This window comes from Peribacillus suis (assembly GCF_059384845.1).
On sequence record NZ_CM182019.1, the window covers coordinates 998,424 to 1,014,988 of the forward strand.

Here is a 16,565-nt window from a genome sequence, read left to right on the forward strand (position 1 = left end):
AAGAGAGTGAACGAATTTGGACATGCATGATTTTTTGAATCGATATGATGCTTCGCTACAGTTACTCATCGAGGATGAATTTCCTGACAGACGGTGTGTTGGCGGGAAGTATTCGGTTTCGAAACATACCATCACGTTATATAAAAAAGATATCGAAATCCAATTGCAACGTTTACTTGGTTCCCTCGAAAGGCTTGAGGAATATGTATGGATCATCTTTGCCCATGAGATGGGCCATGCATTGGACCCGGACCTTTCCATGTTGAGCATGGAATTAGTTGGTCCGAGTAAACGGGAAACGCTCTATCAAATAGAACTCAATGCCTGGAACATTGCAGGTGAACTGATTCCATTCATCGATCAAGGCTTATTTAGTAGAGTTAGGGATGAGTCGCTGAGCTATTGTACAAAAGACGTACTTGTTGGTTGAAAACCCTCCGGAATTGGAGGGTTTTTTGATTTCACATCGACTCATGACTTCGAATGGAGATAGTTGAAGGGTCTTCGGGATTCCTATGGACGCGTATGTCGGTTTCCAGTATATAAGCTGAAGGATCTGAGCGTAAATGAAGGCATCTTTCTTTTTTTTAATTGACATTGAGAATCATTTTCATTAAACTAGGATTAATAGACTAAAAGGGGAGTAGTATAATGAGTCCATCTCTTAAAACCCAGTCTTTATCATGTGGTAATGCTGAAAAATCAATTATAAATGGAATGAATATAGAAATGCCTCAACCTCATAAGGTGTCACCATCAATCGAAGAAGAGCTGCAAACGTATCGGATTTCCTTTAAAGAGGAGATAAACAATCCAAGAAACGTGGAGGATATAGAAGAATTGATTGGTTATGCAATAATCCGCTCTGGAGCAGATACTCCTAGGGTTGCCGCTTCCATGTGGTTCAGGCGTTATGCATTTTTTATTACGGCACAATTGTACATGATCAGTAAGCATCGGCTTGTTTGGAATGGTTCGCTTTCTGATTTGGCCATTCTGGATGATCCTGCAGATGTGCAATGGTTTCCAAAATTCTGGCTGAAAGAAAATAGTTGGAGCGATGTTCCGGAGAAGGAAAGCCAACAAGCATTACATACTGTATTAAATAAATTTGGCGCTGATGTCATAGTCCCACTTTCTAAATCTACTAAAGTATCAAGACTTATACTTTGGGAAAATATATGGGGGTATACGGTCTGGATGTATTCAGAGTTGTTGAAGCAATGTGATATCAAAGAAAGAGTGGAAGCCGATATCGAAAATCTGCTGGATGATGAAATCTGGCTGGGGATGGAAAAGCGGTCACCATTCAAACGCTTCATCGGGGAAAAGACGGTACCTGAATCCATGAATTCTTATAAGCGTGTGACATGCTGTTTATATTATCAAATCGAAGGTCAAATGAAATGCCCTTATTGTCCCAATAGTAACTGTTGAATGATTTGTCTAGGAACCAGGCTGTAAGTAAAGCCTGGTTTTCTTATGTGCACTTTAATAGAAACTAAACGCACTAACCAAATTGGTATGTTATAATGTTGATATTTAATTGAACGGAGGCAGTCGCATGAACAATGGGATCATTCATTATGGAATTGGTGAAGTAGTAGATATATATATGTACATCAAAACGAGTACAAAGGCGGTTGCGAGTAATGGCAAGCCATTTTTGACGCTGATTTTGTCTGATAAAACGGGTGAAATCGAGGCTAAACTCTGGGATGTATCAGAGGCTGATGAAAAAACGTACAGTGCCGAGGCTACGGTGAAGGTACAAGGAGAGGTTCAGAATTATCGCGGTCGGAGTCAATTGAAGATTCGTCATCTTAGACTGACTACGGATGCTGATGGCGTCACAAAAGGCGATTTGATTCAAACGGCACCTCTAAGTCAGGAAGAAATGATGGAGACCATCACCCAATTCATCTTTGAAATGAGAAATCCGAATATCCAAAGAGTGACTAGGCATCTGGTCAAGAAGTATCAGGAAGAACTCTTAACATTCCCTGCTGCCACTAAGAACCATCATGAGTACATGTCGGGCCTAGCTTACCATGTCGTGTCCATGCTGGGGCTTGCAAAGGCCATTTCAGGCTTATATCCATCCCTTGATAAGGACCTTCTATATGCCGGGGTCATTTTACATGATCTAGGTAAAGTCCATGAGTTATCGGGTCCTGTGTCAACTGTTTATACGGTTGAAGGGAACCTGCTTGGCCATATCACGATCATGGTGAATGAAGTGGGCAAAGCTGCAGAAGAACTTGGAATCGATACCGAAGAAATAATGATTTTGAAACATTTAGTTTTGAGTCATCATGGAAAAGCGGAATGGGGAAGTCCGAAACCGCCTATGGTGAGGGAAGCGGAAGTCCTTCATTATATAGATAACATGGATGCCAAAATCAATATGATGGATCGGGCCCTTGAAAAAGTGAAACCAGGGGAATTCACCGAAAGAGTCTTTGCACTGGATAATCGTTCATTCTATAAACCAACCTTTAAATAATGAATATGCTTCTTTCCTAACCGGGAAAGAAGCATATTTTTTTATCTCCTGCATATGCTCTAGTAAAACGATGGGGGATCTTGAAAGGAGAATGGACATGCCAATATGGATCTGGTTCGTGTTTATTGGAATCATTGTCAGTGCCGTTATGTCAATATGGACAGCGAGGAAAGAACGCATGATAGACGAAGCGTGGATTGAAAAGGAAGGGCAGAAATATATAGACCGTATGATAGAGGAAAGAGAGAAACGAAAAGAGGCCTAAGATAATAGTAAAAAGCGACAGGGGGTGGTCCCTGTCGCTTTTTAGTGGTGACTATTATTTTTCTGTAGCAGTTTCGGATGTGATGGAATCTTTCAATTCTTTATCCTTGACCTTCACGTCTGCTTTTTTAATTTCGGAATCTAAAATATTTTGAACTTTAGTTTGGTCAATTTTAGCCACTTTTAGTTTATATTCAAGATCCTTTTTCATATCTTTATACGATTCTTTTTCTTTCTTATCCTGCAATTGGATGATATGGTAGCCAAATTCAGATTTTACTGGCTTGGAGATTTCGTCTTTTTTCAGCTTAGCTGCAGCTGTTTCGAATTCCGGAACCATTTCACCTGTACTGAACCAACCAAGATCTCCACCCTTTGCAGCCGTTCCTGTATCAGTGGAATATTCTTTCGCAAGTGCGGCGAAGTCTCCACCCTTGTCCAATTTAGCTTTGACTTCTTCAGCCGTTTTCTTGTCTTTCACAAGAATATGTCTGGCTTTAAGGTCTGGTTTGTAGTTTTCGTAAGCTTCTTTCACTTCCGCTTCCTTCACGTTAATGTCCGCGATGGCCGCTTTTTCTTGAAGCATGCCGATTCTAAGTGCACGCTTAAGATCTGCTTCACTATTATATCCAGATGAAGCTAAAGCCGAGTCGAAGTTTTCGCCCATTTGATCTTTAAGCTCTTTTACTTTAGCTTTAACTTCTTTATCCGTTACCGTGTATTTATCTGAAAGAACCTTTTCGTATACCATTTCCTGAAGGACTTGGTCACCGTATCTGTCTTTCATCACATTGTAAAACTCTTCTTTTGATATATCTCCAGCTTTTGATTCCACTACTGCTTCTTTGTCGCTGTTGCATGCTGTAAGTCCGATCAGTCCAGCAGCTACGGCAACCGATAATGCCCACTTCTTCATTTAGTAACAACTCCTAATTTTTAAGTTTCTTTTTTTTGTAATTATTCGATTATCCACAAAACTAACTATAACATATTTTGGCTGTTTTACAAAAAATAATATATTGATGTACCTTTAAGAATTTCAAAAAAACTGGGTGTATGCCCACCCATATCCTGAATCCCTACATATGATAAATCGAAGACAACAATGGAGGTAGTTTTATGGGTAATCGATATGGCAGTGGGTTTGCTTTATTGGTTGTTTTATTCGTCTTATTAATGATTGCTGCGGTCGCATATTGTTAGCCGAACACAACATTAATATGAAAAGTGCCCACTCCTTTTGGAATGGAGATGAATAGGATAGGGTAGCCGCTCATGAAATTTACACATGGTGAATAAACCTGATGAAATGTATTTTTTTTACGGGTTATAAGAGTGTGCATGAAAGTAATCTTAATCTGGAATGGGAAGGAGGAAGATCAATGTCTGGAGGAGTTGGTGGGGGCTTTGCCCTAATAGTCGTTCTTTTCATCCTATTAGTAATCATTGGCGCATCCTGGTTATAAGAAAAGACAAAAAAGACGAAGCCGTGTGCTTCGCCTTTTTCTTTATGTGGATAGAAGCGTTGGAATACCACATTAATGCAGGTATGTAATGATTATTATCAGTATATACGCAAGGGCTTCCCTTTACACATATAAAACTTCAATATAGGAGGATAATAACAAAATAGTGATCAACACATTAATGGTCCTGAATACTTTAGGTTGCTTTTCTTCAGAGATTTCCTTTTGAATACATAAAGAGTTTGTCATTCTATTAATATTATAAAGAATCACAATAGCAAAAATAATAAACCAGAACGAGATCAAAAAATCCCTCCTTGCATAACATCATGTATAAATACGATACCAAATATTAATGAAAAAAGATACCTAAAAATCTTGGTAGCGTCGGAAGGAGGCAATATTCATTTTTGGACTAGGATATCGTATCCTTCTCCGTGCTCCTCAATGAAGGATCGCCCGGGTGATCCTATCAGGTTCTTGACATAAATGAAATCCGACACGCACAAACCTGTATGCAAAGATAGTAAAATGGTGAAATAATGGGTGTAGTGTGGGAAAGCCACGGCGCAACCGATAAAAATAAAGGACATGATGAAAAAGGGTAGAACCAAGGTGATAAGATAGAGATTTTTCCGAATTGGGTGATGCACGTATACTTTGCATGTAAGTACGAGATGCCACCTGAGGGACCATGATGTTTTTACCTTTTTACATATTAATCTCATAGGTAAGTAGTGTAATAATTTGTGAACAGGATATAATAAGAGCAATAAGCTAAAAAATCCCATCGTTTGATCGTCATACAAAATGACATGGGGTGAAAATACGCTTAATAATGTATATATTAAAACAAATGACATCATTATAGTGAAAACTGTAAATAGGAGTAGACGGCAACTCCCATACTGTTTTGAAAGGTCAATTGTTTTCCATGAATTCATGTTGAAATCAGCCTCCATAGACCCTTAAATTTACTTACATACATTACGATGAATGAATGGAAAAAGCAATAGGTTTTATGGATTTTGTTTTTAGATAAAAAAGGATGGAGTTTCCAGGCTCAGGATTGGTGGGGCATTTCGTGGAGTAACGAAAATTAACAGAAAAAATAATAATGGATTTTGTATGCATATGCTAAATAATGATTGATTGGGGACTATAGAATGAGAAGTGTAAATGAGGAAATCGAAATACTCCGTTTTCACCAGCGACTGCTACTAAAGTTAATTCATAATCCACAGGCAAAATTGGATTATCTTTTCGTGGAAAAAAATTTCACGAAGAGGGAAGCCGAAGAATTACATGCCTTATGTGATGTATTGAGCAAACGCTTTGAAATAGAAAAAGCGGAAGGGTACATGAATTTTCGACCGCTTTTTAGTCAACTGGAGAAAAATTTGAATCCCAAAACAACTATAAAAGAATGCATTGAGGCTTGCCTCTCACAAGGTATATATGTATCGTTCATGAAGGAAATGGCTAAAATGTGAGATTAAACGGCCTCAGTTTCTTTCTCTATCTTTTTTTTTGTAATTTTGCCCTCCACGTCAGTAAAGTCCCGATCGATGTTAGCAAAGGATTTTTCGAATATTTCCATGAAATCTTCCCCATAGATATTACGGATGACAGCCATCATCTCAATCATTTCGGGGAACTTACCGTAAAGTTCACGAAGGGGCATCGCTCCGGAGAAAGCGGAGTTATTACTTGGTTCATAAGTCTCCATTAAATCAAGTATGACTTTTTCTCCCTCATCGGTGATTTCGATATACGTGTTTCTTTTATCATTCTCTTTTTTTGAGAACGTCAAGAATCCACGTTCTTCCAATTTCTTAGAAAAGTTAAAGGCAGTAGAAACATGCATGACCCCAAACTTGGCCACATCGGAAATGGAAGAGCCATTAAGATGATAGGCAATCCATAGAATGTGGTGCTCATTAATGTTTAAATCATGAGGCTTAATCCATTGTTGCCAGTCTTTTTCAATTGATTTCCATAAAGCTTTACTTAATTGAGCGATTCGCTGACTGAATATCATTGCTTCTTTCATAGAATAATTTTTATTCTGCATCTTATGGGCTCACCTACTTATCAGATTCTGTATATATTATTATGACAATAAAATAAAAATTAATAAAGAGAATATTAGCAAAATTTTTAGAAAATTTAATAATTGCCAATGAATTCTCCATTTTTCCCTAAAATAAGATGTATTTTTATGGTAAAAATGGAGATTCGACAATGTGCTTCCTTTTGCCTTCAGTTTTTAGAAGAGGGTATGGTTGTTTCCAATTCTCTTAAAGATTCCTCTATTTCTTGAACATTCCTCAATAACTCCGTTTTATTCGGTTCGATGTCCTGCTTCCAGTTCTCTATGACGACTTGTACATCCGAAATGAAAGTTTTCACCGTTTCTTTGCTAATTTGAGTCGCTTCCATCGTGTCCTCTTTAATATTCAGCAATTTAACCTTCAACTCTTCAATCGTTGTTTTAATTTCATCGGAATTTGTTTTAATGCGACTCCGTAGGTCTTTCCCTGAAGTTGGTGTAGAAAGTAATGTGGCTGCACCCGCTACAACTGTTCCGGTAATAAAGCCGATCAATAATGATTTTGCCTTCATTTAGAATCACCTCATTTTATAATTATTCATTTCGCTTAACATGGCCTAAATCCCTGCTAGGAAAAACATCAATTGGAAATTATGTTATATAGGGATATAAATGCTATTGATAACAAAATACCATAATTTTCTTCCTTATGGAAGAGGATCTACCATTTTATCTTTATATCACAAAAATATTTTTTTAAACTTCTTTCTTTCAATAATGATAGGGAAACCAAGCGTGAAGACTCTGGAAGTTTACATATAAAGGGAAGTTCAGCATATAGATAATAAAAAAACATGCTGTCGGCTCTGTTGATGGCATTGGTGGGTTTACAATGAAAATGATATTTTTATTAGGTCTACTATGCCTGTGCGGGATGGGGTATTTTTTAGCAAGAGCAAAACATCCAGGGAGTTATCCCCCTAAGAGGGTGCTTCAGTCCAATGCAGTCATGCTGGGGGTCCCAGGTGCCTTTCTGCTTTTGGTCTGGTTATTATGGGTGCTTGTTCATTAAGTGCCCGAGTGGTTTTAGGATGAGTTGGCGAAATCTAGTGGGTGTTGGTTCGAATCCATATAGGAGTGTAAAAAAAAGCACCGGGCATCCGGTGCTTTTTAAAGTATGTTAATCCTGCTGATTAAGCATGAACGGGTATCTTTGTTTTTTTTACAATGCCATTCACAATTGGATAAATAACGATGATTGCCACTGTGTTAAGCAGTACGGCAGGAAGTACGACAGCTCCGAATAGTGCAACGAAAGGTCCTGGCAAGGAAACGATGTAATAAGCCGAACCAAGGAAGACAGCACCAGATATGATGGTTCCTAAGGCAGTCAGGATACTCACGCTGATAACGGAAGTTGAAAACTTCCTAATCCCGATGAATAAAAGGTAAAACAAAAAGGCTGTGACCAACTTATCGATGATATTGGGGATTTGTCCTCCAGGGAATGTCGTTGTCATGGCAGAAATGGCTCCAGCAGCCAGGGCGACGATGAATACATTCTTTTTCTCGGGAAACAGTACAATCGCCAAAAACATCATCAGCAACATCATGTCAGGCTTCATTCCTAAGAAGAATCCAGGAATGATAAAATGGAGGGCCGCTCCAATCCCAATTAATAGGGACATCGACACAAGGGTTTTCGTTTTCATTTACTCATCTCTCCTATTCTCATCTCAACTAAATTTCTTCAACAATGCACTATTGCTTGTTGCAAGAAGTTTAAAATATTATATCATAGGACCTAGCCTTTTAGAAGTCAAAATTACCTACATATCAAAGGGCTTGAGTTTCTTTTGCGCTGTAAGATTCTTGGAACTTTTTCATGAACGCAGCAAGTTCCAGACAATGGGAAAGTGGAACGGCATTATAAATGGATGCCCTGCAACCTCCGATGGAGCGATGTCCGTTAAGCCCTACGAATCCAGCTTCTTTTACTTCCTTTAGGAACTGCTTTTCAGCTTCTTCTGTTGGAAGCGTGAACGTAACATTCATATGTGAACGGCTATCGGAAAGGGCGTGTCCTTTATAGAAGCCATTGCTGTTATCAATGGTATCGTAGATGGCTTTAGCCTTTTCTTCATTGATTTGTGCGAGTTTTTCAACACCGCCTTGTTCTTTTGCCCAATCCAATACAAGGGATAATAAGTAAATGGCCAATGTTGGCGGTGTGTTGTATAAAGAGTTACTTTTAGAATGAATAGAATAATTAAGCATGGAAGGAATCTTGTCATTATCAGTTATTAAATCTTTACGGATAATCACGACCGTGATTCCTGATGGTCCCAAGTTTTTCTGTGCTCCCGCATAAATGATGCCGAACTTACTAACATCAATTTTTCTGCTAAGGATATCGCTCGACATATCAGCCACGAGTGGGACGCTTCCTGTTTCAGGGAATTCCTTCCATTGAGTGCCGTAGATGGTATTGTTGCTTGTAATGTGCAAATAGGCAGCATCTTCATTGATTTCGATATCAGTAACTTTGGGAATGAACGTATATGTATCATCTTTAGAAGAGGCAACGACCGCTGTTTCCCCAACTTTCTTGGCTTCCTTTAAAGCCTTTTCCGACCAAGAACCAGTCAGGACGTAATCTGCACGTTTCCCATCTTTCAATATATTCATCGGAACCATGGAAAATTGGAGGCTGGCTCCACCTTGTAAAAGCAAGACTTCGTAATTGTCCGGAATTTCCATGATTTCTTTCAGCGTTTGGATCGCGTGATTGTGGATTTTTTCGAATTCTGCGCTTCTATGACTTAATTCCATGACAGACATGCCAGAATCCTCGATATTCAACCATTCATTTTGAGCTCTTTGTAAAACTTCCAATGGAAGGGCGGCAGGCCCCGCGTTAAAATTACGTGCACGTTTCAATGTGTGTTCCTCCTATACAGTAATGTGTGAAAGTATGTAAGACTATATATATCCTAACAGAAAACGAATTTAAATAGGAGGAAAATTTAGAATTTTTAGTGTGGGAAATCATTATGTAAAAACATGTAAAAAATAGGCCCCTAAAGGAATCAGGAACCTATTTGGTCTTGGCATTTCCCGATATAAACAAAAAAGGGAAATGTTATTTGATGTGTTGCGAAATGGAATCGGCAATTCCTTTTAAAGCTTCAGGAGTATACTCGCTTGTATGGGTTTTCCAAACGGCACCGAATCCATCATGCTCACCATGGCGTGGAATCAAGTGCATATGGAAATGGAAGACGGATTGTCCGGCGGCCTCTCCGTTGTTGTTTAGGATATTCAATCCTACAGGCTCGAATTCCTGTTTCATGGCACGGGCAATTTCCGGTACGACTTCAAACAGATTCTTGGCGATCTCAGGTGTTAACTCATAAATGTTTTCCTTATGTACTTTCGGAATCACCAGTGTATGTCCTTTTGTTACTTGGCTGATATCAAGAAAGGCAAGTACATGTTCATTTTCATATACTTTCGTACTTGGAATCTCTCCATTGATGATTTTGCAGAAAATGCAATCGCTCATATAAAACACTCCATTCACTATTTTGGTTAATCGTACCATAGCATGATTCCCCAGGAAAAGAAAAAACATAAAAACAGGATGCAACGAAAACGTTGCACCCTGCCTGTTTGAAAAAGGGGAAGTGGGCTTCAATTATATATTCGCATTAGCATCTAAATTCTCTGCGACAAACACCTCATCTACAATAGAGTAAAATTTTGATCATCTGATTAGAGATTCTGCATTCAAACCAACCATCTCCTATATCTTTAAAGTTTTTTCAACTTCCAAAGTATATTCGATAATGAATGAATGATTTTTCAGCTTTTACGTGCAAGAGAACCATCTCCTTGCTCGAAACGATTTTAATAATGAAGCTTCTGGTATCGTTCAGTTATACGTCTTTGACTGACACCTCATTTACAATTTTGAATGTGAATAAATTGTAATGGAACTTCTGGGTATTTCAGTGTTATACGTCTTTAACTGACACCTCATTTACAATATGACGTGAATCACTTGCAATGACTAGCCCCTTCTTCCTTAATTATGATGGCCCAGAAGTAAGAAAAATATAATTGGTTATTTTAGGAAATTTTAAATTGGGTGCACTCGACTATATAAAAACAGGAGAATTTGGTAAAATGGTAAAAAGAACGTTTATATAGAAAGGATCGTTTATATGTCCTTATTGGAAATTAAGCAACTAGTTGGGGGATACACGAAATTACCCGTACTGAAAGGAATAAGTTTCGATATTCAGCCTAATGAGCTTGTTGGGTTAATCGGACTCAACGGTGCTGGGAAAAGTACGACGATAAAACACATTATTGGACTCATGGAGCCTAAAGGTGGAAGTGTCTCGATTCATGGAAAAACACTTGCCCAAGATCCTGATACATATCGGAAACAATTTACATATATTCCGGAAACGCCTATTTTATATGATGAATTGACACTTGAGGAACATTTGAAACTAACGGCCATGGCTCATGGTCTGGAAGAATCCGAGTATAAAGAGAGAATGACCGGTCTCTTGAAGGAATTCCGCATGGAGAAAAGGCTTAAATGGTTTCCGGCCCATTTTTCTAAGGGCATGAAACAGAAAGTCATGATTATGTGCGCCTTTTTAATACAACCATCATTATATATCATCGATGAGCCATTTGTTGGACTGGATCCACTAGGCATTCAGTCTTTGCTTGATTTGATGAGGAAAATGAAGGAGAGTGGGGCAGGTATATTGATGTCGACGCATATCCTGGCTACTGCGGAACGTTATTGCGATTCTTTCATCATCCTGCACAACGGAGAAATACGGGCAAAAGGTAATTTGGAGCAGCTTCGCGAACAATTCTCCATGCCTGGAGCCACGCTTGACGATTTATACATCCAGTTAACGAAGGAAGAGAACGGTCATGAATAGTCAAGGTCTCTGGAAGGAACGGTATATTCTCTACATCCAGGAAATGCAAAAATACCTTCGTTACATTTTTAACGGCCATCTCGTTTTCGTGATGGTGTTGGTTTTAGGCGGTTTGGCTTATTATTACAGTGACTGGGTGAAAACACTGGATGGTGATTTTCCGGCTGAACTGATCATGGCCTTTGTGTTGGGCATCCTTGTAACTAGAAGTCCCATCAATACATTCTTAAAAGAACCGGATACCGTGTTTTTACTGCCGCTTGAAACGAAGATGAAAAGCTACTTCAAAAATTCTCTGATGGTCAGTTGGGTCATGCAAGGATTTTTGCTATTAATCATGTTAATCGTATTCGTACCATTGTATGCAAAAGTTACGGGTGCAAGCGGTAAGCAGCTAGGGTTCATACTCGTTGTGTTACTCGTATTGAAGTATCTGAATTTGTCCATGTGCTGGCATGTGCTGAAGTACCAGGATGTATCAGTGAGCCACTGGGATTCGATTCTCCGCCTGGTACTTAATGGCGTCATACTTTACTTTGTATGTTCCAGAGCCCATATCCTATATGTACTGGTCACCTTCGTATTACTGTTTGGCCTATATCTGTATTACCGCAGTGCCACCAAAAGCCTTGTTTTGAAGTGGGAACGTTTGGTGGAACTTGAAAACAAACGGATGACATCCTTTTACAGAATCGCGAATATGTTCACGGATGTTCCTCACTTGAAAGGGAAGGTAGCACGCAGGAAATGGATGGACTGGCTTTTAGCTTTCATCCCATACGGTGAAAAATCCACCTATAATTACCTGTATGCCCGCACATTGCTTAGATCGAATGATTATGTAGGTCTATGCATACGGTTAACGGTAATAGGCGGCATCATTCTGATGGTGTTTACTAATATCTGGGCGCATTTAATCGTCACTTTCTTATTCCTATTCATGACAGCCCTTCAGCTTTTACCAGTTTGGAAGGTGCATGAATGGAAAGTCTGGGTCTCCTTATATCCATTGCCCGCAAAAATGAGGGAAACCGCAGTCATTAAACTTATATCCTATTTCCTTTTATTTGAGGCTGTACTGTTTTCCCTCATCCTTTTAATAAAAGGAGAATGGGTTTCCACTTTAGCCGTATTGGTTCTAGGGATCATCTTCATTCTGGGATTCAAAAAGTACGCCACCAAAAAAATCAAGAACTTTTAAACGCGAAGCTGATTTTTCTTTTGAAAAATCAGCTTCATTTTTTAGAAATTAAAGCTAAAACTTGTATGGACGGTATATACATGAAATATGGAGGTGGGAAAAATGGATGCATACGAGCAAAAGGCGCTATCTGAACTCGCCTCATGGACAAAGAAAGTCAATAAGAAGTCAGGCAAGTTTGAGCGGGTTTCCAAAAAGGTTCAACTCAAAGTGAATAGTTATATCCCGACAAAGGTTCATAAAATGATTTCCGAGAGCATTAGAAGCATGGTGGGGGCTGTGTTGTCAGGATCTAAGTATATATCCAAAGAAAAAAACGTCATACTGTTATCTTTGCAACAAAAAGAAGAGTGGGTAAAAGAAAAGGTAACGAGCCATCGTAGAACGGCGGTCATTGAAGGGGTGGGGACGGGTGCGGCAGGCCTATTGGTTGGGATGGTCGATTTCCCCCTGCTATTAAGCATAAAAATGAAGCTATTATTTGAGATTTCCCGCCTATATGGATTTGACCCAAACGAATATGAAGAACGATTGTTCATCCTTCACGTCTTCCAAATGGCTTTTTCAAGCGAGAAAAAGAAAATGGAGACTTTAAGGGTCATACAGGACTGGAATAGGGGCAATCACCCGGAAATCAATTGGCAGGATTTTCAGCAAGAATATCGCGATTATATTGATGTGGTCAAAATGTTCCAGCTTGTTCCGGGGTTTGGCGCGGCCGTCGGTGCCTATGCCAACCACCATTTACTTGAACAGCTTGGGGAGACGGCGATCAATTGTTATCGGATTCGTCTTTTATCCAGTAAAGAATGATTAGAGTACCCGTCGGTTTCTATTTAAAACTTCGTTTCACTTTTATGAACAGACATGAATATAGTTATTTTTCATACTATATATTGAGGTGAAAACATGCCAAGAGTAACATACCGAAGTTCGGATGTAGATTTAATGGCAAGGATGATGAGGGCAGAGGCCGAAGGTGAAGGGCTCCAGGGAATGTTATATGTCGGGAATGTCATTGTGAATCGTGCTGTAGCAGATTGCTTAGACTTTAAAAATGTTAGAACAATCCCTGAAGTCGTCTATCAGGTTCAAGGAGGAAATTATTCTTTCGAAGCGGTTCAAAAAGGAAATGTATTTTATCAAAGATCGAGAGAGGCTGAAAGAAGATTAGCAAAAAGGAATTTGGAAAGTTGGAGAGAACACCCAGCGAAATATGCTCTTTGGTACTTCAACCCATATGCTGCGTGCCCTCCAACATGGTATGACCAGCCTTTCACCGGCCAATTTAAAAATCACTGTTTTTATGAACCAAAACCTGGAACATGTGAAAGTGTTTATATGGGATAGTTTTTGGATGTTCCGTCCATGTTACAGTTTTTTAAAGAACACGCTTGTAGGTGCTTCATTTCGTGCAAAAGGGAACCCCTGGAATTAATGGGGTTCCCTTTTGCTGTTCGGATAAGTCAATGCCAATCCTTTATTCGCAATAGTGTCTTGTTCTTTTCGTGGTTGTTTTTTCTTTTGATAAGTGACTGCCGCGGTACCTAATGTCTTGGCAGCTATAAGCATGGCCCGTTCATCAAAGTCGAATAGGGGATGATGGTGTGGATAAGTAGGGTCTTTTCGTGGTTGGGCACCAGTAAAGAAGAATGTTCCTTTGACATTCTGTAAATAATAAGAAAAGTCTTCACCTGTCATGTTTGGCTCAACTTCCTCTAGGAATTGGACTTCTTTGATTGAGCTGGTGCAATCGATAAGGAACCTGGTCTCCTCTTCATGGGTGACGACCGCTGGATAGCCTTGATGGAATTGGTAGTCATAGGTGCAATCGGAAGAAAGGCAAATCCCTTTAACGACCCTTTCTATTTCTTCACGAATGAAAGAACGGACATCTTCTTTGAAAGTTCGGACTGTCCCAACTATCTTTGCTTTGTCTGCAATGACGTTAAAGGCATTATCCGCGACGAAGGAACCGATGGTGATGACGGCTGAATCCAATGGGTTAATGCGACGACTGACGATTTGCTGTAAAGCGACCACGAGCTGGGAGGCAGTCACGATGGCATCCCGTGTATTATGAGGTTGTGCACCATGTCCTCCTTGACCTTGTATCAGGATTTCAAAACGGTCGGCTGCCGCCATTAGCGGTCCATATGCGTATTGAATGGTTCCTGTCGGGGCCGTTGCCCATAAATGAGTACCGAAAATCACGTCCACCCCATTTAAACAGCCTGCTTCGATCATTGGTTTAGCCCCGCCAGGAGCATACTCCTCTGCATGCTGATGGATAAAGACATATTCACCTTCCAATTCATCCTTCAGTGCATAAAGGGTCTTGGCAAGAACCAGAAGAGTCGCGGTATGGCCATCATGTCCACAGGCATGCATGACGCCAGGAACGGTGGACTTATAAGGAACTTCCTTTTCATCCTGAATGGGAAGTCCGTCAAAATCGGCTCGCAATGCAACGGTCTTACCGGGTTTACTACCATAGATCTTTGCCACTACTCCGTTTCCCCCGACGTTGGTTCGAACATCTATCCCTAGTTTCCGATAAAACTCGGCGATAAAGGCAGCTGTTTTGGTTTCATGAAAGGAGAGCTCAGGATATTGGTGAAGGTATCGTCGGATCGATACCATCTCCCCGTAGGACTCCTCGAGAAGAACATCTAATTGTTCAATCATCACAAACCTCCTAATCATTGGATTATTTGTAAATAGTATATCATAATTAGAGGGAGTAAAAGGGAAATCGGTCATACATAAAGGAGCATTTATGATGATTAAATATTCGAAGCTTGCTGCCATACTAATATGCTTGTTCATTTTCATTATGATCATGAACGAAGTAGAAAAAGGAGTCATATTACCCTTTGACAGTACTATTTCGAGAATCTTTACAGGGGTGGATACTACATATTGGTTTCCTTTTTTTAAAACAATCACTTATCTCGGCTCATCCATTTTTATAGGTTGTGGCAGTCTTGTTCTCGTTCTATATTTATGGTTTGGAAAGAAGGATTACACGGCAATGGCAGTCGTCTCGATAGGAGTAGCTGGAGGCGACCTCTTAAAGAGATTGATAAAGAAATGGATCCAAAGAGATCGTCCTGAATATAGCTTGGTGGAAGCTCCGGGTTTCAGTTTTCCAAGCGGGCATTCCATGGTAGGGATGATCTTTTACTGTATGGTTGCTTATTTCACCATTAAAGCAATAAAGTCCAAATCACTGAAATGGGTAGCCGGCATTGGATTTCTTTTGCTAATCCTTCTCATCGGAATGAGCAGGATCGCCCTTAGAGTCCATTTTCCTACCGATGTCTTGGCTGGCTTTGCCCTCGGGGTGGCGTATAGCGTAGGTTGTCTATCCATATATCAATGGTTTAAGAGGAAAGAGGTTAGGGGAAAAGAGGGGCCTTGAAACCAGGGGCAAGGGTGATTCGTCCGTTTTTTGCCAGTCTTAAAAAAGAAAAGGCCGATACCCAAAAATGGGTGGCCTTTTCATGTATGGTTGATGCCTATTCATCGGAATCCTTCACTAAAGTGTATTGGGTCAGATAGGCTTCGCCTGAGAACATTTTCTGGCTTGAATTGGTTACCGGGGAATTGGATCCATTATTATGGAAGGCTTGCTCGAAGGAGCTTGAGTTCTTCCAACTTAAAAAATTCGTTTGTTTTTCCCAAATGGTCAAGATGACGTATGTTTCGGAATGGATTGGCCTTAGGATACGAAGGGCGACAAGGCCAGGTTCCTTTTCAATGAAACCAGAAATATTTTTAAAGCGATGCTCGAATACAGGACGGCCCTCTTCGCTGACAGGGATATTGTTCATGACGACATACCCGTTTTCAGGAAGTTCGCCCGTGCCACCCACGACTTCGTATTTACGTGGCGAGGCAAAAATGGTTTTACTTGTTGTCTCATGTAAGAGAACGGTAGTTTCCGCATTTTGCATGAGCAATATTTTTTCAGCTGGATGCTTATCTTTTTTTATTTTCATGAAATTGAATGTGCCTGATGTGATGTATATATTCATATTTTCCCCTCCGGTAGTTAATAGTAGTCTCTATACCCATTTTACCCAACAGGTAATGTTTTTAC

At 39.8% G+C, this 16,565-nt stretch carries 23 protein-coding genes; 13 read left to right on the forward strand and 10 right to left on the reverse strand.

The window, feature by feature from the left end:
• Window positions 1-22: 22 nt before the first annotated feature.
• The 4 genes from AC503W_RS04925 to AC503W_RS04940 all read left to right on the forward strand — a co-directional run bounded on the left by AC503W_RS04925 (window position 23) and on the right by AC503W_RS04940 (window position 2,771).
• The gene (locus tag AC503W_RS04925; protein WP_402956034.1) at window positions 23-430 is read left to right on the forward strand and encodes a hypothetical protein; all 408 of its coding nucleotides are present in this window, start codon (window positions 23-25) and stop codon (window positions 428-430) included.
• A gap of 221 nt (window positions 431-651) precedes the next feature.
• Window positions 652-1,437, forward strand: a complete 786-nt coding sequence (locus tag AC503W_RS04930; protein WP_402955732.1) for a (2Fe-2S)-binding protein — start codon at window positions 652-654, stop codon at window positions 1,435-1,437.
• A 127-nt stretch (window positions 1,438-1,564) separates the two neighbouring features.
• The gene (gene yhaM, locus AC503W_RS04935; protein ID WP_402867705.1) at window positions 1,565-2,506 is read left to right on the forward strand and encodes a 3'-5' exoribonuclease YhaM; all 942 of its coding nucleotides are present in this window, start codon (window positions 1,565-1,567) and stop codon (window positions 2,504-2,506) included.
• Window positions 2,507-2,603: 97 nt separating this feature from the next.
• A complete protein-coding gene (locus AC503W_RS04940) occupies window positions 2,604-2,771 on the forward strand; it encodes a sporulation YhaL family protein (RefSeq protein ID WP_402867706.1) in 168 nt (55 codons plus the stop codon).
• Window positions 2,772-2,825: 54 nt separating this feature from the next.
• Here AC503W_RS04940 and AC503W_RS04945 read toward each other — a convergent pair whose 3' ends face one another.
• Window positions 2,826-3,686 (reverse strand): peptidylprolyl isomerase, encoded by an 861-nt coding sequence (locus AC503W_RS04945; protein WP_402867707.1) that lies wholly within the window; start codon window positions 3,684-3,686, stop codon window positions 2,826-2,828.
• A gap of 203 nt (window positions 3,687-3,889) precedes the next feature.
• Between AC503W_RS04945 and AC503W_RS04950 the strand changes: the two genes are divergently transcribed.
• Together AC503W_RS04950 and AC503W_RS04955 are read left to right on the forward strand one after the other, a co-directional pair.
• Window positions 3,890-3,973 (forward strand): YjcZ family sporulation protein, encoded by an 84-nt coding sequence (locus AC503W_RS04950; protein ID WP_402868524.1) that lies wholly within the window; start codon window positions 3,890-3,892, stop codon window positions 3,971-3,973.
• A gap of 179 nt (window positions 3,974-4,152) precedes the next feature.
• Window positions 4,153-4,236 (forward strand): YjcZ family sporulation protein, encoded by an 84-nt coding sequence (locus AC503W_RS04955; RefSeq protein WP_402868526.1) that lies wholly within the window; start codon window positions 4,153-4,155, stop codon window positions 4,234-4,236.
• Between the two features lie 123 nt (window positions 4,237-4,359).
• Here AC503W_RS04955 and AC503W_RS04960 read toward each other — a convergent pair whose 3' ends face one another.
• Together AC503W_RS04960 and AC503W_RS04965 are read right to left on the reverse strand one after the other, a co-directional pair.
• Entirely contained in the window at window positions 4,360-4,542 is a 183-nt protein-coding gene (locus tag AC503W_RS04960) for a hypothetical protein (RefSeq protein WP_402867708.1), read from the reverse strand.
• A 98-nt stretch (window positions 4,543-4,640) separates the two neighbouring features.
• Window positions 4,641-5,198 (reverse strand): DUF3267 domain-containing protein, encoded by a 558-nt coding sequence (locus tag AC503W_RS04965; RefSeq protein ID WP_402867709.1) that lies wholly within the window; start codon window positions 5,196-5,198, stop codon window positions 4,641-4,643.
• Window positions 5,199-5,402: 204 nt separating this feature from the next.
• Here AC503W_RS04965 and AC503W_RS04970 point away from each other — a divergent pair, with 204 nt between their 5' ends.
• Window positions 5,403-5,729: a DUF1878 family protein gene (locus AC503W_RS04970; protein ID WP_402867710.1), complete on the forward strand. Its 327-nt coding sequence runs from the start codon at window positions 5,403-5,405 to the stop codon at window positions 5,727-5,729.
• 2 nt (window positions 5,730-5,731) lie between these two features.
• On the opposite strand, the gene AC503W_RS04975 is transcribed toward AC503W_RS04970, so the two are convergent.
• Both AC503W_RS04975 and AC503W_RS04980 read right to left on the reverse strand, forming a co-directional pair.
• Window positions 5,732-6,310, reverse strand: coding sequence for an HTH-type transcriptional regulator Hpr (locus AC503W_RS04975; RefSeq protein WP_402867711.1), 579 nt, complete (start codon window positions 6,308-6,310; stop codon window positions 5,732-5,734).
• Between the two features lie 188 nt (window positions 6,311-6,498).
• On the reverse strand, window positions 6,499-6,861 hold the full coding sequence (locus tag AC503W_RS04980; protein ID WP_402867712.1) for a YtxH domain-containing protein: 363 nt from the start codon (window positions 6,859-6,861) through the stop codon (window positions 6,499-6,501).
• A 320-nt stretch (window positions 6,862-7,181) separates the two neighbouring features.
• On the opposite strand from AC503W_RS04980, the gene yhzF reads away from it, so the two are divergent.
• Complete coding sequence (gene yhzF / locus AC503W_RS04985) at window positions 7,182-7,361, forward strand: membrane protein YhzF (RefSeq protein WP_402955735.1); 180 nt, start codon at window positions 7,182-7,184, stop codon at window positions 7,359-7,361.
• Between the two features lie 121 nt (window positions 7,362-7,482).
• Here the strand turns inward: yhzF and AC503W_RS04990 are convergent, their stop codons facing one another.
• The 3 genes from AC503W_RS04990 to AC503W_RS05000 form a co-directional block, all read right to left on the reverse strand.
• Window positions 7,483-8,001 (reverse strand): tryptophan transporter, encoded by a 519-nt coding sequence (locus tag AC503W_RS04990; protein WP_402867713.1) that lies wholly within the window; start codon window positions 7,999-8,001, stop codon window positions 7,483-7,485.
• 124 nt (window positions 8,002-8,125) lie between these two features.
• Complete coding sequence (gene serC, locus AC503W_RS04995; RefSeq protein WP_494916300.1) at window positions 8,126-9,229, reverse strand: 3-phosphoserine/phosphohydroxythreonine transaminase; 1,104 nt, start codon at window positions 9,227-9,229, stop codon at window positions 8,126-8,128.
• A gap of 202 nt (window positions 9,230-9,431) precedes the next feature.
• Window positions 9,432-9,854, reverse strand: a complete 423-nt coding sequence (locus AC503W_RS05000) for an HIT family protein (protein WP_402955763.1) — start codon at window positions 9,852-9,854, stop codon at window positions 9,432-9,434.
• Between the two features lie 661 nt (window positions 9,855-10,515).
• On the opposite strand from AC503W_RS05000, the gene AC503W_RS05005 reads away from it, so the two are divergent.
• The 4 genes from AC503W_RS05005 (at window position 10,516) to AC503W_RS05020 (ending at window position 13,810) form a co-directional block, all read left to right on the forward strand.
• Window positions 10,516-11,259, forward strand: coding sequence for an ABC transporter ATP-binding protein (locus AC503W_RS05005; protein WP_402990130.1), 744 nt, complete (start codon window positions 10,516-10,518; stop codon window positions 11,257-11,259).
• Window positions 11,252-12,460 (forward strand): ABC transporter permease, encoded by a 1,209-nt coding sequence (locus AC503W_RS05010; protein ID WP_494916303.1) that lies wholly within the window; start codon window positions 11,252-11,254, stop codon window positions 12,458-12,460. The genes AC503W_RS05005 and AC503W_RS05010 overlap by 8 nt, the downstream gene beginning before the upstream one ends.
• Before the next feature lie 102 nt (window positions 12,461-12,562).
• On the forward strand, window positions 12,563-13,273 hold the full coding sequence (locus AC503W_RS05015) for an EcsC family protein (RefSeq protein WP_494916305.1): 711 nt from the start codon (window positions 12,563-12,565) through the stop codon (window positions 13,271-13,273).
• A gap of 96 nt (window positions 13,274-13,369) precedes the next feature.
• Entirely contained in the window at window positions 13,370-13,810 is a 441-nt protein-coding gene (locus AC503W_RS05020) for a cell wall hydrolase (RefSeq protein ID WP_402867719.1), read from the forward strand.
• A gap of 84 nt (window positions 13,811-13,894) precedes the next feature.
• On the opposite strand, the gene AC503W_RS05025 is transcribed toward AC503W_RS05020, so the two are convergent.
• Entirely contained in the window at window positions 13,895-15,148 is a 1,254-nt protein-coding gene (locus AC503W_RS05025) for a M20 family metallopeptidase (protein ID WP_494916307.1), read from the reverse strand.
• Between the two features lie 91 nt (window positions 15,149-15,239).
• Between AC503W_RS05025 and AC503W_RS05030 the strand changes: the two genes are divergently transcribed.
• On the forward strand, window positions 15,240-15,884 hold the full coding sequence (locus tag AC503W_RS05030; RefSeq protein ID WP_494916309.1) for a phosphatase PAP2 family protein: 645 nt from the start codon (window positions 15,240-15,242) through the stop codon (window positions 15,882-15,884).
• A 97-nt stretch (window positions 15,885-15,981) separates the two neighbouring features.
• Here AC503W_RS05030 and AC503W_RS05035 read toward each other — a convergent pair whose 3' ends face one another.
• Window positions 15,982-16,500: an antibiotic biosynthesis monooxygenase family protein gene (locus tag AC503W_RS05035; protein ID WP_407406190.1), complete on the reverse strand. Its 519-nt coding sequence runs from the start codon at window positions 16,498-16,500 to the stop codon at window positions 15,982-15,984.
• Window positions 16,501-16,565: the final 65 nt, after the last annotated feature.